Origin of the sequence: Gordonia sp. ABSL11-1 (assembly GCF_030315685.1) — a bacterium.
Classification (GTDB): domain Bacteria; phylum Actinomycetota; class Actinomycetes; order Mycobacteriales; family Mycobacteriaceae; genus Gordonia.
Genome location: NZ_JASXSI010000023.1, coordinates 45,317 through 69,811, shown reverse-complemented (window position 1 = coordinate 69,811; position 24,495 = coordinate 45,317). Strand labels below are relative to the sequence as shown.

General features: G+C 68.3%; 27 protein-coding genes. 14 read left to right on the top strand and 13 right to left on the bottom strand.

Annotation, left to right across the window (positions count from 1 at the left end; all coding sequences use genetic code 11):
* Positions 1 to 37: 37 nt before the first annotated feature.
* Positions 38 to 832 carry a crotonase/enoyl-CoA hydratase family protein gene (locus QSJ19_RS21355; RefSeq protein ID WP_286323007.1) on the top strand — a complete coding sequence of 265 codons (795 nt, stop codon included), beginning with the start codon at positions 38 to 40 and terminating at the stop codon, positions 830 to 832.
* 30 nt (positions 833 to 862) lie between these two features.
* Positions 863 to 1,387, top strand: coding sequence for a VOC family protein (locus QSJ19_RS21350; RefSeq protein WP_286323006.1), 525 nt, complete (start codon positions 863 to 865; stop codon positions 1,385 to 1,387).
* Positions 1,388 to 1,438: 51 nt separating this feature from the next.
* Here the strand turns inward: QSJ19_RS21350 and QSJ19_RS21345 are convergent, their stop codons facing one another.
* The 4 genes from QSJ19_RS21345 to QSJ19_RS21330 all read right to left on the bottom strand — a co-directional run bounded on the left by QSJ19_RS21345 (position 1,439) and on the right by QSJ19_RS21330 (position 6,549).
* A complete protein-coding gene (locus tag QSJ19_RS21345; protein WP_286323005.1) occupies positions 1,439 to 1,855 on the bottom strand; it encodes a DUF7144 family membrane protein in 417 nt (138 codons plus the stop codon).
* A gap of 181 nt (positions 1,856 to 2,036) precedes the next feature.
* A complete protein-coding gene (locus QSJ19_RS21340) occupies positions 2,037 to 2,735 on the bottom strand; it encodes a haloacid dehalogenase type II (protein ID WP_286323004.1) in 699 nt (232 codons plus the stop codon).
* Between the two features lie 317 nt (positions 2,736 to 3,052).
* On the bottom strand, positions 3,053 to 3,961 hold the full coding sequence (locus QSJ19_RS21335) for a metallophosphoesterase (protein ID WP_286323029.1): 909 nt from the start codon (positions 3,959 to 3,961) through the stop codon (positions 3,053 to 3,055).
* Between the two features lie 182 nt (positions 3,962 to 4,143).
* Entirely contained in the window at positions 4,144 to 6,549 is a 2,406-nt protein-coding gene (locus QSJ19_RS21330; protein WP_286323028.1) for a penicillin-binding protein, read from the bottom strand.
* A gap of 385 nt (positions 6,550 to 6,934) precedes the next feature.
* Here QSJ19_RS21330 and QSJ19_RS21325 point away from each other — a divergent pair, with 385 nt between their 5' ends.
* Positions 6,935 to 7,249: a WhiB family transcriptional regulator gene (locus QSJ19_RS21325; protein WP_187588037.1), complete on the top strand. Its 315-nt coding sequence runs from the start codon at positions 6,935 to 6,937 to the stop codon at positions 7,247 to 7,249.
* A 132-nt stretch (positions 7,250 to 7,381) separates the two neighbouring features.
* On the opposite strand, the gene bagB is transcribed toward QSJ19_RS21325, so the two are convergent.
* Together bagB and bagA are read right to left on the bottom strand one after the other, a co-directional pair.
* Positions 7,382 to 8,476, bottom strand: coding sequence for an ArsA family ATPase (gene bagB, locus QSJ19_RS21320; protein WP_286323003.1), 1,095 nt, complete (start codon positions 8,474 to 8,476; stop codon positions 7,382 to 7,384).
* Positions 8,477 to 8,478: 2 nt separating this feature from the next.
* Positions 8,479 to 9,504 (bottom strand): ATPase BagA, encoded by a 1,026-nt coding sequence (gene bagA, locus QSJ19_RS21315; protein ID WP_286323002.1) that lies wholly within the window; start codon positions 9,502 to 9,504, stop codon positions 8,479 to 8,481.
* Between the two features lie 43 nt (positions 9,505 to 9,547).
* Here bagA and sp36 point away from each other — a divergent pair, with 43 nt between their 5' ends.
* From sp36 to QSJ19_RS21300, 3 genes are read left to right on the top strand one after another with little or no spacing between them, the layout of a single operon-like run.
* On the top strand, positions 9,548 to 9,712 hold the full coding sequence (gene sp36, locus QSJ19_RS21310; RefSeq protein WP_004022081.1) for a Sp36 family protein: 165 nt from the start codon (positions 9,548 to 9,550) through the stop codon (positions 9,710 to 9,712).
* A 3-nt stretch (positions 9,713 to 9,715) separates the two neighbouring features.
* Complete coding sequence (locus QSJ19_RS21305; protein WP_286323001.1) at positions 9,716 to 10,189, top strand: RidA family protein; 474 nt, start codon at positions 9,716 to 9,718, stop codon at positions 10,187 to 10,189.
* A gap of 52 nt (positions 10,190 to 10,241) precedes the next feature.
* Complete coding sequence (locus QSJ19_RS21300) at positions 10,242 to 11,000, top strand: TSUP family transporter (RefSeq protein WP_286323000.1); 759 nt, start codon at positions 10,242 to 10,244, stop codon at positions 10,998 to 11,000.
* Between the two features lie 12 nt (positions 11,001 to 11,012).
* On the opposite strand, the gene QSJ19_RS21295 is transcribed toward QSJ19_RS21300, so the two are convergent.
* Entirely contained in the window at positions 11,013 to 12,104 is a 1,092-nt protein-coding gene (locus QSJ19_RS21295) for a GlxA family transcriptional regulator (protein WP_286322999.1), read from the bottom strand.
* Positions 12,105 to 12,211: 107 nt separating this feature from the next.
* On the opposite strand from QSJ19_RS21295, the gene QSJ19_RS21290 reads away from it, so the two are divergent.
* The 4 genes from QSJ19_RS21290 (at position 12,212) to QSJ19_RS21275 (ending at position 15,997) form a co-directional block, all read left to right on the top strand.
* Positions 12,212 to 13,519 carry an MFS transporter gene (locus tag QSJ19_RS21290; protein WP_286322998.1) on the top strand — a complete coding sequence of 436 codons (1,308 nt, stop codon included), beginning with the start codon at positions 12,212 to 12,214 and terminating at the stop codon, positions 13,517 to 13,519.
* Between the two features lie 68 nt (positions 13,520 to 13,587).
* On the top strand, positions 13,588 to 13,791 hold the full coding sequence (locus tag QSJ19_RS21285; protein ID WP_286322997.1) for an NfeD C-terminal domain-containing protein: 204 nt from the start codon (positions 13,588 to 13,590) through the stop codon (positions 13,789 to 13,791).
* A 139-nt stretch (positions 13,792 to 13,930) separates the two neighbouring features.
* Positions 13,931 to 15,070 carry a flotillin family protein gene (locus QSJ19_RS21280; protein ID WP_286322996.1) on the top strand — a complete coding sequence of 380 codons (1,140 nt, stop codon included), beginning with the start codon at positions 13,931 to 13,933 and terminating at the stop codon, positions 15,068 to 15,070.
* Positions 15,071 to 15,130: 60 nt separating this feature from the next.
* Entirely contained in the window at positions 15,131 to 15,997 is an 867-nt protein-coding gene (locus QSJ19_RS21275) for an MBL fold metallo-hydrolase (RefSeq protein ID WP_286322995.1), read from the top strand.
* Positions 15,998 to 16,076: 79 nt separating this feature from the next.
* On the opposite strand, the gene QSJ19_RS21270 is transcribed toward QSJ19_RS21275, so the two are convergent.
* The gene (locus tag QSJ19_RS21270; RefSeq protein WP_286322994.1) at positions 16,077 to 16,751 is read right to left on the bottom strand and encodes a Crp/Fnr family transcriptional regulator; all 675 of its coding nucleotides are present in this window, start codon (positions 16,749 to 16,751) and stop codon (positions 16,077 to 16,079) included.
* Positions 16,752 to 16,936: 185 nt separating this feature from the next.
* Positions 16,937 to 17,209: a hypothetical protein gene (locus QSJ19_RS21265; protein ID WP_187588019.1), complete on the bottom strand. Its 273-nt coding sequence runs from the start codon at positions 17,207 to 17,209 to the stop codon at positions 16,937 to 16,939.
* A 157-nt stretch (positions 17,210 to 17,366) separates the two neighbouring features.
* Here QSJ19_RS21265 and nth point away from each other — a divergent pair, with 157 nt between their 5' ends.
* Genes nth through QSJ19_RS21245 form a run of 4 tightly spaced genes read left to right on the top strand, consistent with a single transcriptional unit; the run spans position 17,367 to position 20,957 of the window.
* Positions 17,367 to 18,158, top strand: coding sequence for an endonuclease III (gene nth, locus QSJ19_RS21260; protein WP_502876304.1), 792 nt, complete (start codon positions 17,367 to 17,369; stop codon positions 18,156 to 18,158).
* Positions 18,155 to 18,916, top strand: a complete 762-nt coding sequence (locus tag QSJ19_RS21255; protein ID WP_502876303.1) for a TlpA family protein disulfide reductase — start codon at positions 18,155 to 18,157, stop codon at positions 18,914 to 18,916. The genes nth and QSJ19_RS21255 overlap by 4 nt, the downstream gene beginning before the upstream one ends.
* The gene (locus QSJ19_RS21250; RefSeq protein ID WP_286322993.1) at positions 18,913 to 19,761 is read left to right on the top strand and encodes an NUDIX hydrolase; all 849 of its coding nucleotides are present in this window, start codon (positions 18,913 to 18,915) and stop codon (positions 19,759 to 19,761) included. Before QSJ19_RS21255 ends, QSJ19_RS21250 begins: the two co-directional genes overlap by 4 nt.
* Positions 19,758 to 20,957, top strand: coding sequence for a MarP family serine protease (locus tag QSJ19_RS21245; RefSeq protein WP_286322992.1), 1,200 nt, complete (start codon positions 19,758 to 19,760; stop codon positions 20,955 to 20,957). The genes QSJ19_RS21250 and QSJ19_RS21245 overlap by 4 nt, the downstream gene beginning before the upstream one ends.
* A gap of 260 nt (positions 20,958 to 21,217) precedes the next feature.
* Here QSJ19_RS21245 and QSJ19_RS21240 read toward each other — a convergent pair whose 3' ends face one another.
* From QSJ19_RS21240 to QSJ19_RS21225, 4 genes are all read right to left on the bottom strand, one after another.
* Positions 21,218 to 22,162: an alpha/beta fold hydrolase gene (locus tag QSJ19_RS21240; protein WP_286322991.1), complete on the bottom strand. Its 945-nt coding sequence runs from the start codon at positions 22,160 to 22,162 to the stop codon at positions 21,218 to 21,220.
* A 3-nt stretch (positions 22,163 to 22,165) separates the two neighbouring features.
* A complete protein-coding gene (locus QSJ19_RS21235) occupies positions 22,166 to 22,705 on the bottom strand; it encodes a phage holin family protein (RefSeq protein WP_286322990.1) in 540 nt (179 codons plus the stop codon).
* Between the two features lie 117 nt (positions 22,706 to 22,822).
* A complete protein-coding gene (locus QSJ19_RS21230) occupies positions 22,823 to 23,821 on the bottom strand; it encodes a MerR family transcriptional regulator (protein WP_286322989.1) in 999 nt (332 codons plus the stop codon).
* Positions 23,808 to 24,491 (bottom strand): HEAT repeat domain-containing protein, encoded by a 684-nt coding sequence (locus QSJ19_RS21225; protein WP_502876306.1) that lies wholly within the window; start codon positions 24,489 to 24,491, stop codon positions 23,808 to 23,810. Before QSJ19_RS21225 ends, QSJ19_RS21230 begins: the two co-directional genes overlap by 14 nt.
* Positions 24,492 to 24,495: the final 4 nt, after the last annotated feature.

Sequence of the window (24,495 nt, the reverse complement as noted above, 5' to 3'; positions counted from 1 at the left end):
GCCAACGTATGAGTCACTGACAGAAGGGAGGTCGCGGATGAGCTCGTCGACCATCGTGGAGCGGACCGACGGACCGGTGCGGATCATCGGCATCGACCGGCCGCAGGTGCGCAATGCCGTCGACCGTCCGACCGCGGACGCGCTCGCCGACGCGTTCCGTCGATTCGACGCCGACGACTCGGTCGCCGTCGCCGTGTTGTATGGCGAGGGCGGGACCTTCTGCGCCGGAGCCGACCTCAGAGCCATCGCCGACGGCGAGCCGAACCGCGTCGCCGACCACGGCGACGGTCCGATGGGGCCGACGCGGATGCGACTGGGCAAACCGGTCATCGCCGCGGTCTCCGGACACGCCGTCGCGGGAGGGCTCGAGCTCGCGCTGTGGGCGGATCTTCGCGTCGTCGATGACGATGCCACCTTCGGCGTCTTCTGCCGTCGGTGGGGCGTCCCGCTGATCGACGGGGGAACGGTCCGGCTGCCCCGGCTCGTCGGAGCCGGTCGGGCGATGGATCTGATCCTCACCGGGCGGGCGGTGTCGGCGACCGAGGCGCTCGAGATCGGGCTGGCCAGCCGGGTCGTGCCGGCGGGTACGTCGCTCGACGCCGCGGTCCGACTCGCCGTCGAGGTCGCGGCGTTCCCCCAGACATGCCTGCGTCAGGACCGGTTGTCGGCGCTGGAACAGGACGGGCTCGACGAGCCGATGGCCATCGCCAACGAGCTGCGGCACGGCATGGTGTCGTTGTCGGCGGACACCGTTGCGGGGGCCACCCGCTTCGCGGGCGGAGCGGGGCGTCACGGAGACGGCGTGGGAACGGACGGCCAACGCGGACAGTGATCGTCCGCAGTCACTCCTACCGTCGAGGGCATGGATGACCAACGGCAACCACTGACCGAGAACCTGCCCGCCCACAACCACACCGTCAACACGTTCATCGTCGTCGACGGCGCGGCGGACTTCATCGACTTCCTCGTCGACGTCTTCGACGGCCAGGAGCATGCGGCGGTGCGGACACCTGATCGCGACGGCACGCTGATCCACGCGGAGGTGGTCGTCGGCGACTCGACGATCATGATCGGCGATCGTAAACCGGACTGGCCGTTCACGCCTGCGCTCACCCAGGTCTACGTGCATGACGTCGACGAGGTGCTGGAACGAGCGGAGCGGGCCGGATCGACCACCGTCACACCCCGATCGGAGTTCTACGGCGGGTATGACCTGGCGCGCTTCCTCGATCCCTGGCACAACCTGTGGTGGTTGTACGCGCCGTCGGACGTCGGCGAGCCGACCACCGAGATGACGGCCGAGACCGACTGGCACGACGCCGAACCCAGCGTCGTCTACACGACGCTGATGCGAGCGATGGCCGACCTGGCCCCACCGCGAGGGTAGGGCCGGGCCGGCCATGTCGGCTGTCGGTGATGATCCGGTCGAGTGCCCGGGTCAGGCAGTCTTCCAGGTGGCCACGGCCCAGATGATCACGATGTCGATGGCGATCACGAGGATCGACCACCATGGGTAGTACGGCAACCACAGGAAGTTCAGGATGATCGACAGCGACGCGATGATGATCGCGCTGACCCGCGCCCACGCCGCGCCCGTGAACATGCCGATCGCGACGGCGATCGCGACGATCGACAGGACGATGTGGATCCAGCCCCAGGTGGACAGGTCCAGCTGGTAGACGTACTCGGGTCCGACGACGAAGAGATCGTCGTTGGCGACGGCCGAGATGCCCTGCAGGAGCGCGATGATGCCGCCGGTGAGCAGGAGGACTGCCGCGCCGATGGTCGCACCGGCGGCGAAGCCCTGTTGCACGCGATGTTCCTCGCGATACTCCTCGCGATGGGTGGTGGTCATGACAGCTCTTTCTCTCCCGGGTGATCGGGCTTCTTCCGATGCACCTCATCTCGAATGGTCGCCCGACGGATCGGGGTCCACATCCTCCGTAGTGGGTGATTGACCGGCGGAGGTGGTCGAGGATCGGTGATCGAGAGAGTCTGGAAGCGAGGTTGTTTGTCGTGCGAACGAGTAGGGGAGCTCAGCAGCCGAGCTGATCGGCCAGATCCGCCAAATCGGTGGCGTGGAGATCGTTGTCGGGAGAGCCCGAATCGTCCTTCGGGTCGCCACCCCATTCCAGTGGGCGCTCGATGAACGCGGTACGGAGACCGAAGGATCGAGCGGCGTCGAGATCACCCTGATGGGTGGCGACCATCATCACCGCCGACGGTGTGACCTCGAGCAGTTCGGCCAGCCCGCAGTAGGTCTCGCGTGCCGGTTTGTAGTGGTGCCAGAGGTCGGACGCGCCTATCACGTCCCACGCGAAGCCGTTGTGCCGGGCCATGTCGGTGAGCAGCGCAACCGTCCCGTTGCTGAGCGCGCAGACGATGAAATCGCGCTTGAGTCTTCGGATTCCGTCGGCGGCGTCCGGCCATCCGGGGATGGTCCGCCACGCTCGGACGAGGCTCGTCGTCTGGGCGTCGGACAGCACGACACCGAACTCGGTCGCCACGTCGAGCAGGGTCTCGGTCTGCAGATCATCGAGTCGGCACCATGGCAGCTCACCCGATTCCACGCGGGCCAGGATCGGACCGTAGCGTCGTCGCCACTCGCGGGTGAACGCCGCCGCGTCGACGTCCGGGATGGTGTCGCGGACAGTGGTCGAGATCCCGGTGAACCAGTCGGTGACCGTGCCGAACGTGTCGAAGGCGAGAACGCGGACGTCGTCGAGGGCGGGCACGTGGCCGATGATAGTGCGCGCAGGGAACGTGCCCCAGAGGTAGATGGCCGGGGCACCGGGAAAGCGCCCGCGGGTCCGGAAAGGCGCCCCGGGAAAGCGCCCGCGAGGGGCGTGTGGTTGTTGGTCCTGCGTCGTGAGCTGGGGCGATGCGGAATTGCTGGGCGCATTTCCGGGGCGCAAAAAGTTTCTTGGTGCTTTTCGGGGGAGTATTTCCGGGGCCGCCGCCGCGCGGTCATCGGCCCGACAGCCCAGCAGCCCAGCGCTCCCGCGGCCCAGGCGACGTTGCCGTGTCACCCGCTCCGGATCGGGCGAACCGCTCAGCTGATCTCGGTCGCCAATTGGGGGAGTGAGTGATCCTCGTCGTAGGCGGCGTCGCCGTGCGAGACCGGGGTCAGCGTCAGCAGGCTGGCCTCGGGGCGGCAGCAGAAGCGGGCCGGCGCGTACGGAGAGGTACCCAATCCGGCGCTGACGTGCAGCTTCATCGTCGATCCCCAGCTCGACACGCCTTTGACGCGGGATCGGTCGATCTGGCAGTTGGTGACCAGCGCACCGAAGAACGGGAGGCAGAGCTGCCCGCCATGGGTGTGTCCGGCCAGCACCAGGTCGTAGCCGTCCTCGGCGAAGCGGTCCAGAACCCGGGGCTCCGGCGAATGGGTGAGTCCGAGACGCAGGTGCGCGAGCGGATTCGGCCGCCCCGCGACGGTCTCGTAGCGGTCCCGCTCGATGTGCGGGTCGTCGACGCCCGCGGCGACCACGCGCACCCCGCCGACCTCGAGTTCACGCACGGTGTGGGTCGCGTCCAACCAGCCGCGTTCGGTGAACGCCGCCCGCAGATCCTGCCACGGCAGCGGATCCCCGAAGGTGCGGGTGTGATCGGACTTGAAGTACTGGAACGGATTCTTCGGGCGCGGACCGAAGTAGTCGTTGGAGCCGAACACGAACAGCCCCGGCCGCGACAGCAGCCCGCCGAGGGACTGGATGACCGACGGAACCGCCTGCGGGTGGGCCAGATTGTCGCCGGTGTTGATCACGAGGTCGGGTTCGAGCGCTTCGAGCTCGGACACCCACGCCTGCTTGAGGCGCTGATGCGGTGTCATGTGCAGATCGCTGATGTGTAGCACGCGAAGCGGTGATGCTCCCGGTTCGAGCACGGCCAGGGTGCTGTGCCGCAGCGTGAACGCGTTGCGTTCGATCACTGTCGAATAGAAGAGTCCGGCGGCCGCCATACCGGCCAGGCCTCCGACGACCCGTGCGGCCGAGGCAGAGGTCAGGCCGGGGACCGATCCTGCCCCCCGCGCGACGCGGCGGGTGAGAGCGTTGTCGACGTCAACCATTCACCCAGAATACGCAGGCGTGTGCCCCCGGCGCCGGTGGGTTTCGCCGACCGGGTCGCCGGGAGCGGATCGGATCAACCCGGGAGCTGGATCACCACCGGTCCGACGCCGGGCACCTGCACGGTGGTCTCCGTCGGACCCTGCTGGTCGTCGGACCGCCGCCCGTTGCTCACGTAGATCGTCACGACGCTGCCGGGCATCGCCGAGTCGGACGGCGCCGTGAAGACGACCGTGCCCTGAGGGCGATTGCTGTCGACGTCGAGCTGATTGACCTTGAACCCGGCTGCCTGCAGACGCGACGTCGCCGCACTCGCCGGCAGTCCGCTCACCGACGGGATGCGCCCGCGGTCACTCCCGGCCATGTAGCGCGGATCGACCGGTGGCAGACGCACCGGCCCGAACTTCGTCGCGATCGGCTTGACCGCCTGATACCAGGTGCGGGCCGGTTCCATACCGCCGTAGAGGTTGCCGTCGTAGCACTGACGCAGCGGGCTGGAGCAGATCCCGGTCGGGTTCGGGCCGTCGTTGTAGACATAGGCCGCACCGGCGATGTTGTTGGTGAACCCGAGGAAGGCCGACGAACGGTGGGCCTCGGTGGTCCCCGTCTTGCCGGACATCGGCAACGTCCAGCCGGCTGATCCGGCTGCCGCGGCCGACGTGCCGCCGCCCCGGTCGTCCTGGCTCATCGCATTCGCGAGGGTGTTGGCGAGTCCCTCCTCCACGACCTGCTCACACTTCGGCGCCGTGAAGGGCACGGCCGTCAGTGCGGGCTGGCCGTTCGGTGCCATCACCGGGTTGCCGTACTGATCGCGCTTGATCTGGCTGATCGACGCGATCGGGTTGGGCGGGCACCACGTGCCGCCGGAGGCCAGCGTGGCGGCAACGTTCGACAGTTCGAGCCCGTTGATCGGCAGCGGCCCCAGGGTGAACGAGCCGAAGTTGCCCTCCTTGACGTAGGTCGCCATGCTCTTGTCGCCGTAGCCCGACGACCCGGGCACCGTGTACGAGCGCAGGCCGAGACGGATGGCCATGTCCACCGCCGGCTTGACGCCGACCTGTTGCAGCAGCTTCACGAACGCGGTGTTGGGGGACTGCGCGAGCGCCTGGGTGACCGACATCGACGCCGGGTACCTCCCGTCGTTCTTGACGCAATATGCGTTGACAGGGCATCCGTTCGTGCCGCCGCTGTTGCCCATCCCGTAGACGGCAACCGACCCGGGAACCGGGATGTTCGATCCGGCGCCGAGCCCCTTCTCCATGGCGGCTGCGGTGGTGAAGAGCTTGAACACCGACCCCGCGCCGTCGCCGACCATCGAGAACGGCTGCGGCTGCATCGTCTCGCCGGCTCGCAGATCGAGGCCGTAGTTGCGACTCGACGCCATCGACAGGATGTCGTGCGACTTCTTGCCCGGTCTGATCGTGCTCATCACGTCCGCGACGCCGTCGGAGTCGGGATTGGCCTGCGTCTGCACGGCTCGCACCGTCGACCGCTGTACCTCGGGATCGAGCGTGGTGCGGATGACGTACCCGCCGCGCATCACCGAGTCGCGGGACATGCCGTTCTCGGCGAGGAACTGCAGTGCGTAATCACAGAAGAAGCCGTTGTTGTCCGCCGCGATGCAGCCCTGCATGGGGGTGCGGGGTCTGGCGACCACCCCGAGTGGCCTCTCCTTCGCGGCGACGAGCTCGGCCCGACGATCCGGGAAGTTGTCGATCATGGTGTCGAGCACCGTGTTCCGGCGCTTGGTCGCAGCTTCCGGATTGGTGTACGGGTCGAGCGCCGAACTCGACTGCACCATGCCGGCCAGCAGTGCGGCCTGTTCCACGGCCAGATCCTTGGCGTGCTTGCCGAAATAGGTCTGCGCCGCCGCCTCGATGCCGTACGAGTTGTTGCCGAACGGGACGACGTTGAGATAGCGGGTGACGATCTGCTTCTTGGCCTCCTGCTTGGCGGCCGCGTCGTCGAGGCCCTTGTCGCGTTTGGCCTGATCGATCAGAGTCTGTTCCATCGTCAGCGCCATCCGGACCTCCCGCAGCTTGCGGGCGGGGGTCGTCTCGATGGCGGCCTGACGGTCTGCGTCGGTCCGTGCCAGGACCAGGAGCTGATAGTTCTTGATGTACTGCTGATCGAGCGTGGACGCTCCTTGCTGCACCTCACCCGACGACGAGTTCTTCAGCGCCGCTCGGATCGTGCCCTTCCAGTCGACCCCGTCGTGCTCGAGGAAGCGTCGGTCCTCGATGGAGATGATCGCTCGGATCATGTCGGGCGAGATGTCGTTGTAGCCGACCTGGTAGCGGTACTGGTCGTAGAGCAACGCGATCGGTGTGCCCGCCGCGTCGGTCATCGTCGAGACCTCCGGCAGCGTCCCGTTGAGCAACTCGGACGACACGTTTTCGACGGCGGCGGCGGCGCGGTTGGACATCACGCCCAGGCCACTGGCCACGGGATAGAGCAGTCCGGCGACGAGCACACCCGCCATCAGGCAGGCGCCGGCCAGCGGCCACAGCTTCTTCGAGATCGGCACACGCACAGGATACGTGCGCGATGGACAACATCGGCCGACCACGGCGCGCGGGGGGTCGCGATCCCGTAACGGCGGAGATGAGCTGGGGATATGTGGATTGTTTGGACGATGGTGCCATTTTCTTCGCTCCAGGGGTTGCGAAGCCATGCACAGATCCTTAAATTGAGTGCAGAATGTGACTCACCTAACAATCCCTCGGGAATGTGAACCCTCACCGGTGCCGGTGATCGAGGTGACCAGCGAGAACGGTCGTCGGGTGGTCGCATTCACGGTCAGGACCGTCGGGTCCCCGCAGCAATGCGACGACCGGCGAGACACAACGACAGACAGGGGTCGGCGGATGGCGATGGCGGCAGTTTCCACCGGAGACGATGCTCGGTTGATGTGGGTGTCACAAGCTCGGTGCCGGGGAGGGAACCCTGACGACCTGTTCGTTCGCGGAGCGGCTCAGCGGAAGGCCGCAACGATCTGCAGGCACTGCCCGGTTCAGCTGGAATGCGGTGCCGACGCCCTCGACAACCGGGTCGAGTTCGGGGTCTGGGGCGGAATGACCGAACGTCAGCGACGTGCGCTCCTCCGGCAACATCCCGAGGTCACCTCGTGGGCGCAGTTCTTCGACGCGCAGAAGCGGCGGCAGCAGGCCGACGCGGTCTGATCTCGATACGGCTCGTCGCTGCGCTCCTCGCCTACTCGATCAGCGGAGGGTGACGGCTGCGTCGCGCGTGCCCGTTCGGGCGGGTGGCGCCCCGGTGCCTACTCGATCAGCGCAGGATGAGCGTGGCCTCGGTCAGCCGCGGCTGGTGATCTGCTCGGCGACCGCGCGCAGCGCGACGGTGTCGGCCACCTCGAACGGCAGTGACGGCACGCCGACGACGGGGACTGCTGGGTGTGCGGCGGTGAAGCGCTGCAGCAGATGCAGTTCCCGTTTGCCGGTCGCGGCGCGGGCCGCATGGATCTCCAGCACGCCACGCGTCAGTTCGTCGTCGACCGATTCGAGGGCCGCCCGCGCCGACGACTCGGAGATCGACGTCAGGTTCGGATGCGTCCGATTGAGGATCAGCCCGGCCAGAGGCATCGATTCCTCGGACAGCCGATCGACGAAGAACGCTGCCTCACGCAGCGCATCCGGCTCGGCCGCGGCGACCACGGCGAACTGTGTGCCCGGCTGCTTGAGCAGCTGATAGGTCTTGAGCGCGCGATCCTGGAAACCCCCGAACATCGAGTCGAGCGACTGCACGAACATCGCGACGTCACGCAGCATGTCGCCGCCGACGATGGTGGAGACGCCGCGCATCGCGAGACTCATCGCGCCGGTGACCATCCGTCCCACGCCGCGACCGCCGCCGACGAGCACCTTCATCAGGCGCCCGGACAGGAACGAGCCGAGTCGCTGTGGGGCGTCGAGGAAGTCGAGGGCGTTCCGCGACGGCGGGGTGTCGACGATGATGAGGTCCCAGCGATCCTGCTCGAGCAGCTTGCCGAGCTTCTCCATCGCCATGTACTCCTGCGTCCCCGAGAACGACGACGCCATCGTCTGATAGAAGGAGTTCTCCATGATCGCGGCGGCGCGTTCGGGCGTCGAATACTCGATCACCATCTCGTCGAAAGTCCGTCGCATGTCGAGCATCATCGCGTCGAGGGTTCCGCTGCCGTCGATCGCCACGGGCTGCGGATCGTTGGTCAGTTCGGACATGCCGAGGGACTGCGCGAGCCGACGGGCCGGATCGATGGTCAACACCGCGACGGTCCGTCCGTGCTCGGCGGCGTACATCGCCATCGCCGCAGCCGTCGTCGTCTTGCCGACACCGCCCGCGCCGCAGCAGATCACGACTCGGGTACCCGGATCGGTCAGGACCGATCCCATCTTCAGGTCGAGAGGCATGACTACGCACCCGCCTTCTGTAGGAGGTTGGCGAGCTCGTAGATCGACCCGAGGTCGATGCCGTCGCCGAGCGTGGGCAATTCGAGGGTGGGCAGCTCGACGTCGTCGAGCTGCGCCTTGGCCACCTGCTGGGCCTGCAACCGTGTGGCGTGCTCGATCGTCTCGGTGAGCAACCCGGCGAGATCCTCCGCGCCGATCGAGAGTCCGGCCGCCGACAGATGCTCGAGGATGCGGGATGCGTCGATCTGGCCCTCGGCGATGTCGTCGATCGAGCCCGCGGGCAGGTGGGTGGGCGAGACCCGGTTGATGATCAGGGTGCCGATGGTCAGGTTCTTCTCGCCGAGTTCGCGGACGGCCTCCACGGTCTCCTGGATCGGCATGGCCTCCAGCAGGGTGACGAGATGGATGACAGTGTCCTCGGAGTGCAGCAGCTTGACCACCCCGTCGCTCTGATTGCGGATCGGGCCCGTCTTGGCGAGGTCGGCCATCGCCTGCGTCACGTCGAGGAAGTTCCCGATCCGGCCGGTCGGCGGGGCGTCGACGACGACCGCGTCGTACACCCGCTTGCCCTGCTTGTCGGTGTGGACGATGCGTTCCTTGATCTTGCCGGTGATCAGGACGTCACGCAGGCCCGGGGCAACCGTGGTGACGAAGTCGATGGCGCCGATCCGCTTCATGGCGCGCCCGGCGAAACCGAGGTTGTAGAACATGTCGAGGTACTCGAGCAACGCGTGCTCGATGTCCAGGGCGAGTGCCGAGACCTCCCCGCCGCCGGATGCGGTGGCGATCCGGGTGTCCGTCGGAGGCAGCGGCGGGATGTCGAAGAGCTGCGCGATGCCCTGGCGCCCTTCGCATTCCACCAGCAGGACCTTCTTGCCGTCGGCGGCCAGCGCCAGGGCCAGCGCGGCGGCGATGGTGGTCTTGCCGGTGCCGCCCTTGCCGGACACGAAATGCAGTCGTGCCAGTCCCGCGGTATCGGGCCATTCGTTGACGTGCCCGACGTCGTCGAGCGGTGTCTCGTTCCCCACTGCATCACCATATCGACAAGCACGTACCGGTTAGGGTGGGTCCATGAGTGAAGTGACCGCGTGGGAGTACGTGACGGTGCCGCTGCTGACGCACGCCACGAAGCAGATCCTCGACCAATGGGGTGCCGATGGCTGGGAACTGGTGAGCGTTCTGCCGGGTCCGACCGGTGAACAGCACGTCGCCTACCTCAAGCGCCCGAAGGGATAGTCCATGGCAACCACGTGGTCCCAACGCCTCGTCGAGCTCGGCATCACGCTCCCGCCCGTCGTCACCCCCGTGGCCAGTTACGTGCCCGCGGTCCGCACCGGAAACCTCGTGTACACGGCGGGTCAGCTCCCGATCGTCGACGGCAAGCTCGACGTCGCCGGCAAGGTCCACGAGGGCGCCGAGGGTGTGGTGAACCCCGACCAGGCCAATGCCGCCGCGCGACAGTGCGCCCTGAACGCCCTGGCCGCCGTCGACGGGCTCGTCGGTATCGACTCGGTGGTGCGGGTCGTGAAGGTCGTCGGTTTCGTGGCCTCGGCGCCCGGGTTCACCGGGCAGCCGGCGGTCATCAACGGGGCGTCGGATCTATTGGGTGAGGTCTTCGGTGAGGCCGGTGTGCACGCGCGCTCGGCCGTCGGCGTCGCTGAACTTCCGCTCGGAGCGTCGGTCGAGGTCGAACTGATCATCGAGGTCGCCTGACCCGATGAGCCCGCGTCAGGTCCCCGTCGGCTCGACGACGCACTGACGCGACGTGGACATCGCACTGCTGATCGTCGCTGCCGCGGCGGCGGGCTGGGTCGACGCCGTCGTGGGTGGCGGTGGTCTGGTGCTGATCCCGGCGTTGCTCATCGCGTTCCCGACGATCGCGCCTGCGACGGCACTGGGGACCAACAAACTCGCGGCGGTCTTCGGTACGGCGTCGGCGGCGATCGCCTACGCCCGCCGGTTGCGAGTCGATGTCCGGCGCCTGCTGCCGGTGTTCGTCAGTGCGGTCGTGTGCTCCGGGATCGGCGCGTACGCGGCGAGTCGGCTACCCGCCGAGGTGTTCACGCCCATCGTCCTGTGCCTGTTGGTCGCGGTGGGCCTGTTCGTGGCGCTCAATCCCGGATTCGGTTCGGGCACAGGGGTATCGCGTCCGCGATGGTCGGTGCTGCTCGGATTCGTCGTCGCGGGTGTGGTGATCGCCTTCTACGACGGCGTGATGGGGCCGGGCACGGGGACCTTCCTGATCATCAGTCTGACTGCGCTGGCGGGTACCGGATTCCTGGAGAGCTCGGCGATGGCCAAGGTCATCAACACCGGTACCAACCTGGGTGCGCTCGCCGTGTTCGCCTGGCAGGGAAACATCCTGTGGCTCTTGGGGATCGGCTTGGCGGTGGCGAACATCGCGGGCGCCCAACTCGGTGCGCACATGGCCATCGGGCGAGGGAGCGGTTTCGTGCGATGGGTGCTTCTCGCCGTCGTCGTCGGCATGGTCTCCAAGCTGGGGTACGACCTCATCGTCGACTGACGCCGACCGGGCTCAGCGCGAGGCTGGCCGGAAGTTGCTGCGATAGCTGCTCGGCGACAACGACATCCGACGACGGAACTGGGTGCGCAGGGATTCTGGGCGCAGGCCGACGGCGTCGGCGATCTTCTCGACCGGCTCGTCGGTGCGTTCGAGCAACCCGGCGGCGGCACGGATGCGCTGACCGGTCAGCCATGCGCCCGGACCCATCCCGTAGGCGGCGGTGAAGCGGCGGTTGAACGTGCGCAACGACATCGAGGCGTGGTCGGCGAGGTCGCGCGTGGTCAACGGGCGATCGAGATGCCGGACCGCCCACGCGGTGGTCGCCGACATCGAGTCGTCGGCGACGGCCGATGTGTCCGGAAGGGTCGGCGTCACATGGTGTTCGAGGTATCGGTGTTGGTGGCCGATCTCCGCGATCGCCTCGTCGTGCAGGCTCGTCCCGGGTGGCATGAACTGCGCCTGACCGCCCGGCCGGTGGAACGCGACGACGGTGCGCCGCGCGAAGTCCCGGGCCACGTCGCCGCCGTGGTCCCGCTCGGCGAGATGGAGACACAGGTCGATACCTGCGGCCAGACCCGCGCTCGTGAGCACGTCGCCGTCGTCGACGTAGAGGACGGAGGGATCGACGTCGACGGTCGGATATCGTGCCGCGAGTGCCGCAGCGTCGAGCCAGTGGGTCGTCGCGCGCCGCCCGTCGAGCAGACCGGCCTCCGCCAGGGTGAAGGCGCCGACGCAGATCGACATGATCCGCGTGCCCCGACGATGCGCACGTGTCAGGGCGTCGGTCACCGTCGCCGACGGTGTGCGTCGCGCGGCGTCGTGATATCCGGGGATGACGATCGTGTCGGCGTCGTCGAGCGCGTCGAGCCCGTGCTCGACGTGGATCGACACCCCGGCACAGGTCGGTACCAGCCCGGGACGTTCGGCGCAGGTGCGCAGTGTGTAGCGGGGTGGCCCGACGTGACCGAACATCTGTACCGGCGCGGCCATGTCCATGAGGACGAGACCGTCGGTGACGAGCACGACCACGACATGCGCCTCGGGAGGTGCCGCCGGCGCCCCGACCGCCGGTGTGGTCGGCATCGAGGCGGGCGGTGGTGGCATGAATCCAGGGTATACCGGCATTGATGCCACTGGTCTGCGATGCGCCGGGAGCGCAGTCTGACGGGGTGACGAACCGAGCCGTACCCGACCCGGGTACCCCCGAACCGATGACCGCCGCTCCCGGGGGCGGCCCGATCCGCGACGACGCGAGCCGCACCGTCCCGCGGGGTGCCGATCCCACGCCGTCGCGGACCCTCGCCGACGATGCCCGGCGGCGCGTCCAACTGCGCACCGTCATCCTGCTCTGTCTGGCCCAGGTGCTCGGCGGGCTGGCGATGGGGGCGTCGCTGGCACTGGGTGCGATTCTCGGCGAGCGTCTCTCGGGGTCCGAGTCACTGGCGGGATTGCCGACGACGGTCCTGACGCTCGGCGCCGCGGCCGCCGGTCTGCCACTGGCCGCACTGGCCCAGAGGTCGGGCCGACGTCCCGCCCTCGCGACAGGATTCCTGATCGCCGCCGTGGGCGCGTGCGTCGTGGCCGTCGCGGTCGACGTCGGATGGTTCGCCCTGCTCCTCGTCGGCATGGCCGGTGTGGGCTCCGGCACGGCGGTCAGTCTCCAGTCCCGCTTCGTTGCAACCGATCTCGCGAGTCCTCGCACCCGTGGGCGCGATCTGTCTCTGGTCGTGTGGATGACGATGATCGGTGCGGTCGCCGGGCCCGCGCTCCTCCCGATCGGCGCGGACCTCGCCGACATCGCGCACATCGACGAACTCGCGGGGCCGTTCGTCATCGGCGCGGTCGGCACTGCGGCCGCGGCCCTGGTGCTCTGGGTCGGGCTCCGGCCGGATCCACTGCGCTTCTCCGCCGACGGCGCACCGACCGCGATGGCGGCGAAACCATCTCTGGCCCAGGGATTCGACACGATCCGACGGACACCCGGCGCGCGGAACGCGGTCGCCTCGGTGGTCTGCGCGCACGCCGTGATGGTCGCGGTGATGGCGCTGACGCCGGTGCACATGACCCACGGTGGGGCGAGCCTGACGGTCGTCGGGCTGTCGATCAGCGCGCACGTGGCCGGTATGTATGCCCTCGCACCGGTGATGGGTCTGCTCACCGATCGACTGGGCCGCGTGCCGACGGTCCTCGTCGGTCAGGGGCTGTTGCTGGCGAGCTGTGTCGCCGGATTCGTCCTGCATGACAGCCAGACCGGGCTCGTCGTGGCGCTGGTCCTGCTCGGTCTGGGGTGGTCGGCGGCAACCGTCGCGGGCTCGACGATGCTGACCGACAGCGTCGCGGTGGCCATGCGGCCGCGGGTGCAGGGCATCACCGACACGTCGATGAGCCTGGCCGGCGCCGTCGCCGGGGCCCTCGCCGGTGTCGTCGTGGGGCTGTTCGGCTATCCCGTGCTGGTCTTGGCGGCGGGTGCGGCGAGCATCGCCGCCGCCGTTTACCTCGTGGTCGACCGCCCCGGGTGACGGCCGTCGTCGTCGCGGCTACGGTTGTGCCACCGCGGATGTCCGCGGCTGGATCGGAAGGGGACGGCGTGATCGGTGCGACGGGCGTGGTCACCCTCGCCATACCCGGTGGCGACCCATTGGGCGAGGTGGAACTGGCCGTCGGCGGCGGCACCGAGCGATATCTGGCCACAGCCGCCGAGCCGGTCGAGCTCGATCGTACGGTTCTGGTCATCGGTGTCCGGCCGGGGCGGGTCATCGAGGTCGAGCCGTGGTTCCCGGCCCCCGCCTGACCTCGCTGTCCGTGGCGCCGAGATCTGTCGTCCGAGCGAACGACAGCATGGAACCAGGCCGTAGCATGAGCCGTCCAAGAGGTGATCGTGTTCGCGCCGCGCGCATCTCCCGTGCGGTGCACCGACTGAGGAGGGCATAATGCTCGGCTACAACGTTCCCGAACCCGACGAGGCGATGCTGATCTCGGGCAAGAAGGGCCAGGAGGGAGCGCCGTTCGACGTCGTCGTCGGCCACGGCAAATGGGTCATGCCGTTCTTCCGTAAGGTCCGCTTCCTGTCGATGGCGTTGCACGAGGCCCAGATCCGCGAGGTGTGCGTGACGACCCAGGGCATCCAGCTCAACGTGCGTGCGGTGATCGCGCACAAGGTGGGCGGCGATGTCGCGTCCATCGTCAACGCCGGGCAGCGATTCATCTCCGAACAGGAGAACGAGATGAATCAGCTCACCGGGCAGGTCTTCTCGGGCCACCTCCGGTCGATCGTCGGGTCGATGACCGTCGAGCAGATCATTCGCGAACGCGACACGCTCGCCCGGCAGGTGCTCGAGGCGTCCAAGCGTGAGATGGGTTCCATCGGCCTGGTGGTCGACTCGTTCCAGATCCAGTCCATCGACGACATGGACTCCGGTTACATCAACGCGCTCGCCGCACCCAACATCGCGAAGGTGCAGCGCGAGGCGGCGGTCGAGCGTGCCCGCGCGGACCAGGAATCGGCCAAGGCGCAGCAGGAGTCGCTGCGCAACCAGGCCGACTACGAGCGGGAGACCTCTATCAAGCGTGCTCAGATCAAGTCCGAGACCGACAAGGCGAACGCCGAAGCGGCCCAGGCCGGTCCGCTCGCGGAGGCGCGGGTCAACCAGGAGATCATCCGCGAGCAGTCGGTGCTGGCCCAGGCACAGGCAGATCTGCGTGAGCAGCAACTGATCTCGGAGGTCGTCAAGCCTGCCGAGGCCGAGGCCCGCCGCACCCAGATCATCGCCGAGGCCGACGCGCGTGCCGTCGAGATCCAGTCCGCGGCCGCCGCGAAGCACAATCGCATCGCACTCGATCAGCAGATCATCGAACAGCTGCCGGCCCTGGTCGGCGAGATCGCGAAGGGGCTCGGGTCGTCGAACCTCACGGTGTTCAACGGCGCCGAGGGCGTCAACGAGGTGATGACCGGGGTGGTCACGCAGGGCGCCGCGTTGCTCAAGAGCCTGCAGAGCGAGTTCGTACCGAAGGTCGTCGACGAGGCGGCCGACGACACCGGACCCGTAACCCCTGAGCCGACTTCGCTCTGATGTGATCGCAACCACGCCCGTCGCCGGGTGGCGGTTGCGTCATGGGTAGTGTCGGAAGGCATGACCGACAACGGGAGTGACGCCGGGGACACTGCCGGTGACGAGATCGCACACCAGGCGGGGGACGTCCCGGTGCATCCGGCGTACGGCGTCGTGCGTGGGGTGACGCCGTACGCCTCCGTCCTGCTCTGCAACAACCCCGGCAACATGGAGCTCGACGGGACCAACACGTGGATTCTGCGGGCGCCGGGCAGTGCGGAATGCGTCGTCGTCGACCCGGGGCCGCCGAACAAGAAGGGTCACGTCAAGCGGGTCGCGGAGCAGCCGGGCATCGCACTCGTGCTGATCACCCACCGGCACTTCGACCACACGGGCGCCATCGCACGGCTGCGGAAACGGGTCGATGTCCCGGTGCGTGCACGGTCGGCCAAGTACACGCACGGGGCCGCACCGCTTGCCGATCGCGAGGTGATCGAGATCGCCGGGCTGCGCATCACTGTGCTGTACACCCCTGGCCACACGGGTGACTCGGTGAGCTTCCTGGTGGAGTGGGAGGACCGGCGCGCACTGCTGACCGGTGACACGATCCTCGGCAGCGGTACGACGGTCATCGACCCGTCGGACGGCACGCTGCGCGACTACCTGAACTCGCTGAACCGGATCATCGTCGAGGGTGAGGACGCGGTGTTGCTACCCGCCCACGGACCGGATCATCCGCAGGTCGGTCCGGTGGCCCGGTACTACAAGAAGCATCGCGAGGAGCGGATCGATCAGATCGTCGCGGCGCTCGACGATCTCGGCGTCTCGGCGAAGAAGGCGAAGCCGATGAAGGTCGTGCGGAAGGTCTACGCCGACGTCGACAAGAAGCTGTGGCCGGCTGCGCGGATGTCGGTCAAGGCGCAGCTGGAGTATTTGCGCGAGCACTGACGGAACACAAAGGACCCCCACCGACATCCGAAGCGATCCGGATCGGTGGGGGCCTCCTGGTCTGTGGTGTCCGCGAGACCTAGCGGGCGCGGCGGGCGAGGCGCTCGGAGTCGGCGATCAGCACGCTCTTGCCCTCGAGGCGCAGCCAGCCGCGCTGCGCGAAGTCGGCGAGGGCTTTGTTGACCGTCTCGCGGGACGCGCCGACGAGCTGTGCGATCTCTTCCTGGGTCAGGTCGTGCGTCACGCGGAGTGCGCCGCCCTCCTGCGTACCGAAACGCTGCGCCAGCTGCAGCAGCTGCTTGGCGACACGGCCCGGGACGTCGGTGAAGATCAGGTCGGCCAGGTTGTTGTTGGTCCGGCGCAGACGACGCGCGAGCACGCGCAGGAGCTGCTCGGCGATCTCCGGGCGATCCTTGATCCACGCCCGAAGGGCGTCGCGGTCCATCGAGACCGCGCGTAGCTCGGTCACCGTCGTCGCCGACGACGTCCGTGGCCCGGGGTCGAAGATGGACAACTCGCCGAACATGTCCGACGGTCCCATGATCGTCAGCAGGTTCTCGCGGCCATCGGGAGAACGACGGCCGACCTTCACCTTGCCGGACAGGATGATGTACAGCCGGTCACCGGGTTCGCCCTCGTGGAAGATCACGTGGCCGCGAGGGAAATCGACCGGTTGAAGCTGTTTGGTCAGCGCCGCGACGGCAGAGGGCTCGACACCCTGGAATATGCCGGCCCGCGCCAGTACGTCCTCCACCTAAGGAACCTTTCTCGTCCTGATCACACTCGCATGACAACCGCACACCAGGATTCCGCACGTGCCGCCGGCTGCAGTGTTGCCTCGTGCAACGCTACCCGCAGCCCAAGCATAAGTGTTGAATGGGTCACTGGCCGCACCATTGCGGCGAGTCGCGCAACTCCTCTGGTGGTGGATCCGCCGGTTCAGCTGGCCCGCTGCGGAGATGTCCGCAGGGTGGCCTCGGTACCCGCGGCGGCGGGCTCACCTTTCGTGCGGCGGCTGCGGAACTCGTCGAGCGCGGCCGGGAAACCCTCCTTGGCCAGCGTGTCCACCTGGTCGGCGTCTGCCGATTCGAGGAACTCCTCGACGTGATCGCGGGAAACCGCGAGACGATCGATCCTGGTCTGAACCTTTTCCATGGCAAGAGCGAAAAGCATCAGGACAGCCGGGAAGAGCAGCGCGGCGAGACCTTGCATGGGGAACAGTAAACACAATCCGATCTCCCTCCCGCCAACCCGAGTGGCCGCCTTCACCCACTTGTTACCAATGCGTCGCCTACCCGGCGACAACGAAATCCGGGAGTCGGACACGGTCCGCGAGTCCGTTGTCGGCGATCTGGCTAACCTGAATCAGGTGAGTGCACGCAAGACCCCGGACGCCTCCGTGACCCCGGCCCGTCCCCGTCGATCCAGGGCGCCCGAGACACCGCTCGGTCTGGTCCGTCGCGCCCGACGGATGAACCGGGCCCTGCAGGTCGCCTTCCCGCACGTCTACTGCGAGCTCGACTTCACCACGCCGCTCGAGTTGTCGGTCGCCACGATCCTGTCCGCCCAGTGCACCGACGTCCGGGTCAACATGGTGACCCCGGCATTGTTCGCGAAGTACCCCACCGCACAGTCCTACGCCGAGGCCGACCGCACGGAACTCGAGGAGATGATCCGCACCACCGGCTTCTACCGGAACAAGGCGAACTCGATCATCGGGCTCGGACAGGCGTTGGTCGAACGGTTCGACGGCGAGGTGCCGAGCACGCTGAAGGAACTCGTCACACTGCCGGGCTTCGGTCGCAAGACGGCCAACGTCGTGCTCGGCAACGCGTTCGGGGTGCCCGGGATCACCGTCGACACCCACTTCGCCCGACTGGTCCAGCGCTGGGGATGGACCACGGAGACCGATCCGGTCAAGATCGAGCACGCCGTCGGTGAGCTGATCGAGCGCAAGGAGTGGACCGACCTGTCGCACCGGGTGATCTTCCACGGACGCCGGGTGTGCCACGCGCGCAAACCGGCCTGCGGGGTGTGCATCCTCGCCAAGGACTGCCCCGCCGCCGGGACCGGTCCGATGGACAAGACGGAGGCCGCCCGGCTGGTGAAGGGCCCGGAGACCGAACACCTGTTGGATCTGGCCGGACTGTCGGCGCAGTGAACCAGACCCCCACCACCGATCCCGATCCCACCGATCCGGCGTCGGAACCCGACCCACCCGAGACGACCGCGCGGCTGGGCCGCCCGCGCCGTCGGTTCCCGGCGGCGGCCCGCTGGACCGTCGTCTTCATCGTCGTGATGATCGCGCTGATCGTCGCGATCTGGCCGCGCGACGACGGCGCGGGGCCCGGATCAGGAGCATTGCCGACGGCGTCCGGCGCGCGGGCCACCGACGCACAGGTCGACGACGCCCAACTCGCGCAGGCACGGACCGAGGCCGCGCTCGCACCGTGCCCGACGACCGGGCTCCCGGTCGGCGAGGGCTCGGTCCTCGCGGGCGTCAGCGCGCCGTGCCTGGCCGACGGCCGGTCCTACGGCGTCGGTGCCGGTACCGCCGGCAAGCCGTTGCTCGTGAACATGTGGGCCGTCTGGTGTCTGCCGTGTCGTCGGGAGCTGCCTGAACTCGCTGCGTACGCGGACCGCGCCGGCGATCAGGTCTCAGTGCTGACGGTTCACGCGCAGGAGGGGGCCCAGAACCCGTATCTGGCGCTGAAATTCCTCACCGAGACCGGGGTGCATCTACCTGTCGTGATGGACACGGATGCGAGGATCGCGGCCGCGCTGGGCGCGCCGCGGGTGTTCCCGTCGACGATCCTGGTGCAACCGGATGGCACAGTTGCCGAGGTGCTGCCTCAGGTGTTCGAGAACCCCGACCAGATCGCCGATGCGGTGCAGCAGTATCTGGGGGTGACGACATGACTGGTGGCTCATCGTCGGGAGCGCGGTCGTCGGGACCAGTCGTGCCGACCGAGCAGATCCCGCCCTGGATGCGACGGCTGATCATCGATGTCACGGCGGTCACGGACTCGGTGATGAATCGTGGCGGCGACCGGACCCGCTGGGCGTCGATGCTCGGGCGCAACCGCCGTGATGCAGCGGTCCTGGTGCTGCTCTCCGGCAGCTGGGACGGCGCCGCCGATCACCCCGGCGGTCTCCCCGCCGATGCCGAGGTGCTGCTCACCGAGCGCGCGCCCACCCTGCGCCAACACAGCGGGCAGGTCGCCTTCCCCGGTGGCGCCGTCGACCCCGGCGACGACTTCCCGGTCGGAACCGCGCTGCGTGAGGCGCAGGAGGAGACCGGCCTCGTCGCCGACGGTGTCGACATCGTCGCCAACCTCCCGTCGTTCCCGGTGCCGGTGTCCGGTTTCGACGTCACACCCGTCCTCGCACACTGGAGCCGACCCGGCGATGTCCGGGTGATCGACACCGCGGAGACGGCCCGGGTCGCCCGGGTCAATCTCCGTGAGCTGCTGTCGCCGGCCAGTCGATTCCAGGTGGAACGAAAAGTGCTGGGCGCGCGCGCCTATCGCGGTCCTGCCTTCATGGTCGACGGGCTTCTGGTGTGGGGATTCACCGGTGGGCTCATCGCGGCGATCAGTGAGGTGGCGGGGTGGGACGTGCCCTGGGATCGTGATGACGTCCGCCCGCTCGACGAGGCGATCGAGGCCGCCGGCAGCGCGCAGATCGTCGGCGAGGCGTCGGTGTTGTCGGACCCGATGCGGCAGGAGCTGCTCGACGACGAGCGCCGGGGCGGTCGTCGATGAGCGGGTCCGCATGGGTGGACCTCATCGTTCTCGTGATCGCGTTACTCGCGGCCGCCAGCGGATTCCGGCAGGGCGCCGTCGCGTCGGCCCTGGCGTTTCTCGGCGTGATCCTGGGTGCCGTCGCCGGGATTCTGCTTGCACCGCACGTCATCTCGAACTTCGACGACCGCACGGTGCGGCTGCTCGTCGGGGTGATCCTGCTCGTCGGTCTGATCATCGTCGGCGAGGTGTCGGGCATGGTCCTGGGCCGCGCCGCACGCAGCGGAATCCGTTCGCGGGGCGTGCGCCGCATCGACAGCGTCATCGGTTCGGTGCTGCAGGTGATCGCGGTGCTGGTGGCCGCATGGCTGCTGGCCATCCCGCTGAGCAGTTCGGCCGAGACCCAGGTGTCCACCGCTGTCCGCGGCTCGAAGGTACTCGGCGGCGTCGACGTCCTTGCGCCGCAATGGTTACGCGATCTGCCCAAGGATTTCAGCGCGCTCCTCGACAACACGGGTCTGCCGCAGGTCATCGGTCCGTTCGGCCGCACCCCGGTCGCGAACGTCGGACCGCCCGACCAGGCCTTGCTCACGCTGCCCGTCGTCGACCAGGTGCGGCCGAGCATCATCAAGATCGAGGGCAACGCGCCGAGTTGTCGGCAAGCTCTCGAGGGCAGTGGATTCGTCGTGTCGCCCGAGCGGGTCATGACCAATGCTCACGTGGTGGCCGGTACCCGTCGGCTGACCGCGACGTCGCCGAACGGTCAGCAACTGCCCGCGCGGGTGGTGCTGTTCGACAGCAGCAACGACATCGCGGTCCTCGACGTCCCCGGATTGACCGCGCCCGCACTGCCGTTCGCCGACCGCGAGGCCCGCACCGGAGACGATGCGATCGTGCTCGGCTATCCGGAAGCCGGTCCGTTCACGGTGAACGCCGTCCGCGTCCGCGACGTGATCAACCTGTCCGGGCCGGACATCTATCGCGCCGGACGCATCTTGCGTGAGGTGTATACCGTGCGCGGCCAGATCCGCCAGGGCAACTCCGGTGGCCCGATGATCAACGCCGACGGCGAGGTGCTCGGCGTGGTGTTCGGTGCCGCCGAGGACACCACCGACCAGACCGGATTCGTGTTGACCGCCAAGCAGGTGCAGAGCAACTTCACCGATTCGGAGGGGCGCTCGGCGCGGGTGAGCACGCAGGCCTGCGTGCACGCCTGACCCTCGCCGATCGTGCCCAGAATCGCGCCGATCGTGCCCAGAATCGCGCCGACCGTGCCCAGAATCCCGCCGATCGGGGCCCCGGACCCCGCCGACCGTGCCCAGAATTCTGCCGATTGTGCCCACACCGACCCGCCCGCCGTACGCGACATTCCCGATCATGCCGGCATCGGACCCGATCGATGGAATCCAGGGCACGATCGGCGAAAAACAGGGCACGGTCGGCGAAGTGGCGGATGCTTCCGGCGGCAGGTGCGGCCTCAGAAGGGTTCGCGGGCAAGTAGTTCGACGAGATGGTCGGTGACCTGGCCAGGCTGCTCCTGGTGGGCGAAGTGCCCGCTGCCGTCGACCTGCCGGTAATCCATGTGCGCGGCCCATCGCTGGCTGGCCGCCATCAGGTGGTCGAGGATGTACGGGTCCTCGCGGCCGCGCAGCGCCAGGACGGGGATGTGCAGCCGCTGGTTCATGAGGTCCATGAATCGCACACCGTCGGGGCGGAACTGGGAGCGGAACGCCCAGCGTTGGTACTCGAGGCTGCAGTGCGCGACATACGGGATCTGGACCGCTTCGCGATTGCGCCGGATGGTCTCGGTGTAGTCGTCGGTGTCCTGCCAGCCGTTGGATGCGCGCTCGGCGAAGAACTCCTCGATGAATGCTCCGTCGCGTCGGGTCAGGTGGCGCTCACCGACGCGGGGGAGCTGATTGCGGAGGAAACCGGTGAGGAACGCCGACCGCTGTCGTCGGTTGCGGATGACCTCGCGACGCAGTGCGCGTGGATGCGGCGATGCGACGACGGCTATGCGGTTGACCACGCGCGGGTGCAGGGTGGCCGTCGCCCAGCAGACCAGCCCGCCGTCGGCGTGACCGACGAGTGTCGCGTCCGTGTGGCCGAGGGAGCGGACGAGTCCGTTGGTGTCGCCGGTCAGTGTCCAACCGTCGTAGCCGCGAGGCGGTTTGTCGGTGTCGCCGTAGCCACGCAGGTCGACGGCGACGGCCCGGTATCCCGCCTCCGCCAGTGCGGTGATCTGATGTCGCCAGCTCCACCAGAACTCACCGAAGCCGTGTAGCAGCAACACGAGTGGACGATCCGCCGACCACCGGCCGTCGGCCTCGACGGCATGGAACCGGACGCCGTTCGCGCGGACGTCGAAATGGTGCCAGTCTCCGGGGACCCGGACGATCGACGGGTCGGGCGGGACCGACAAGACTCAGCCCCGCGCGGGGTCGTGCGCTCGGGGCAGTTCGGGATGGTCGCCGGCGCGGGGGCGCGACAGCGGGTCACCGGCAGCGTCGTGCTTTCCGGGCAGGACGGTCGGCACCTCGCGCACGGACTCGATGGTCTTCTTGGGTCCGCGGACCTTGCGGAACAGGACGTACCCGACGAACGCCATGATCACGGTGATCAGCACCAGGATCAGGAACACGATCAGGAACGCCAGCCAGCGCGGCATCCAGTTGTCGAGCAGTTCCGCCAGGAAGAAGAAAAAGAAGAAGCTCGAGTAGAGCGCCATCACGCCGGCGACGACCAGCAGGCCGGTACCGGCGCCGGCCTTCTTCGCCTCTCCGACGAGCTCGGCCTTGGCCAGCGCGACCTCCGACCGGAACAGCGTCGACACGCTCGCGGTGGCGTCCTTCACCAGGTTGCCGATCGTCGGCTCGCCGTCGCGGCCGAGCGTCGGGTCCGACAGCGGGATGGACGGGACAGATCCGGTGTCCTGCGTGGTCTGGCCGTGCTCGTTGCGGCTCACTGCATCCTCCGTAGCTCGGGTCTCCGGCTTATGTTGCCATGCGACCGGGCATCGGGGCGCGGGCGACCCGGGTCGCGGGCGCGGCATCTCACTCGCGTCCGGGGCGGCGCCACCAGCTCAACGCCTACGCATCCGCATCGACGCGACGGCCGCCACCGCCGGATTCTCGTCGCCGACGAGGCCCGCAAGCACGTCGACGGCTCGTTCACCGGGCAGTTCGACGAGGGCCTGGGCCACCCGACTGCGGGCGTCGGGCGGGATCGTCGTGTCGTGGACCAGCCGGTCGAGGTCGTCGGCTATCCGATCGGCATCACGCGGATCCCGTGCGAGGTCCCGGAGCAGGTCGGCGGCGTCGACGTCGTTGATCGCGTCGACGACCAGATCGATCAGTGCCGGGACGATATCGCGGTGGCCACGCGCACCGAGCGCCAGCACCGCGCGGCTGCGGACCGTGGCGTCGTCGTCGTGCAACGCCCGGCGTAGATCGTCGACGACCGTGGGGCCGGAGAGCTCGGCGATCGCCGACACCGCGCGCCGACGGACTCCGGCGTCCGACGATCGCAGTCCCGCGGCGAGGACGTCCGTCCCGGCGTCGCCGGCGGTCTCCGCCAGCGCCCACGTGAGAGCGCCCGACACGTTGAGATCCGATTCGGTGAGCACGGCTTCGGCGATGGCCTCGGACGACAGATGTGCGCCCGTCGCCGCGAGGGCGGCCCGGTGCCGGGTCGGTGCGGAGTCCGACCCCAGGTCGCGGATCAACCGCACCGACCGCAGCACGTCCTCCCAGCCGGCCGGCGTGGACGCCTCGATCCGGTGCAGCAGCGTGAGCAGCTCCTGCTCGCGGGCGAGTCGTCGGCGCGACTGGTCGGCCAGCTCGCCGATCAACTCGGTCGGTCCCGCTGGCCCGGGGGTGTCCAGAACACTCTTGACCTCGGCCAGCGACAACCCGAGCGATCGGAGTCCCTCGACGCGGAACAGACGAGTGATGTCGTCGGGCGAGTAGTCGCGGTACCCGCCGGACGTGCGTCCGGCGGGCGTCACGAGCCCGAGCCGGTCGTAGTGCCGGAGCATCCGGGTGCTGACCCCGGATCGCTCCGACACCTCACCGATCAGCATCGACACCCACCGTCGGCGCGTTCGTCAGCGACAACACCCGTCGGGCGTGATCCACCGCGTCCGCGAAGTCGCTGTCCGGATTCTCGATCAGGTGTTCTGTCACAGCCGCATGCCGGCGGACCGACTCATCCCGATGCGACCGGGCCGAGGCCAGCAGGGGGATGGCCGACTCACCGAGCGACACCAGGGCGCGGCTCAGACTGCGCTGAAGGTCGTGGTCGCCGCGACCGAGCTCGGCGACCAGCTCACCGGCCAACCCACTGATCTGGTCATCCGGCACCAGCATCACCGCGGCCCGCCACGCGCTGCGTGCGACCTCGTCGTCGGAGTCGTGCAGCAGGTCCGGCGTGATCATCGCCCAGACGGATCGGTCCCCGATCTTCGACAACGTGTGCAACGCCTGGCTGCGGGCCTGCGGAGTCGACGACGTGAGTTCGCCGACGACCCGTGTCACCGCCACATCGCGCGGACACCGGGTGAGCGCCCAGGTCAGCATGTCGCGCACGAAGAAGTCCGGATCGACAGCACACCGGCGCACCAGCTCGTCGACGAACGAGTCGTCGGGCTCGGTTCCCGCGGCCAGCGCCGCCCGCAGCCGGGTCGACGACTGCGGGGCCGACAACGCCCTGATCAGTCGTACCTGTCGATCGTCCTGCATCGCGTGATCCATCGCG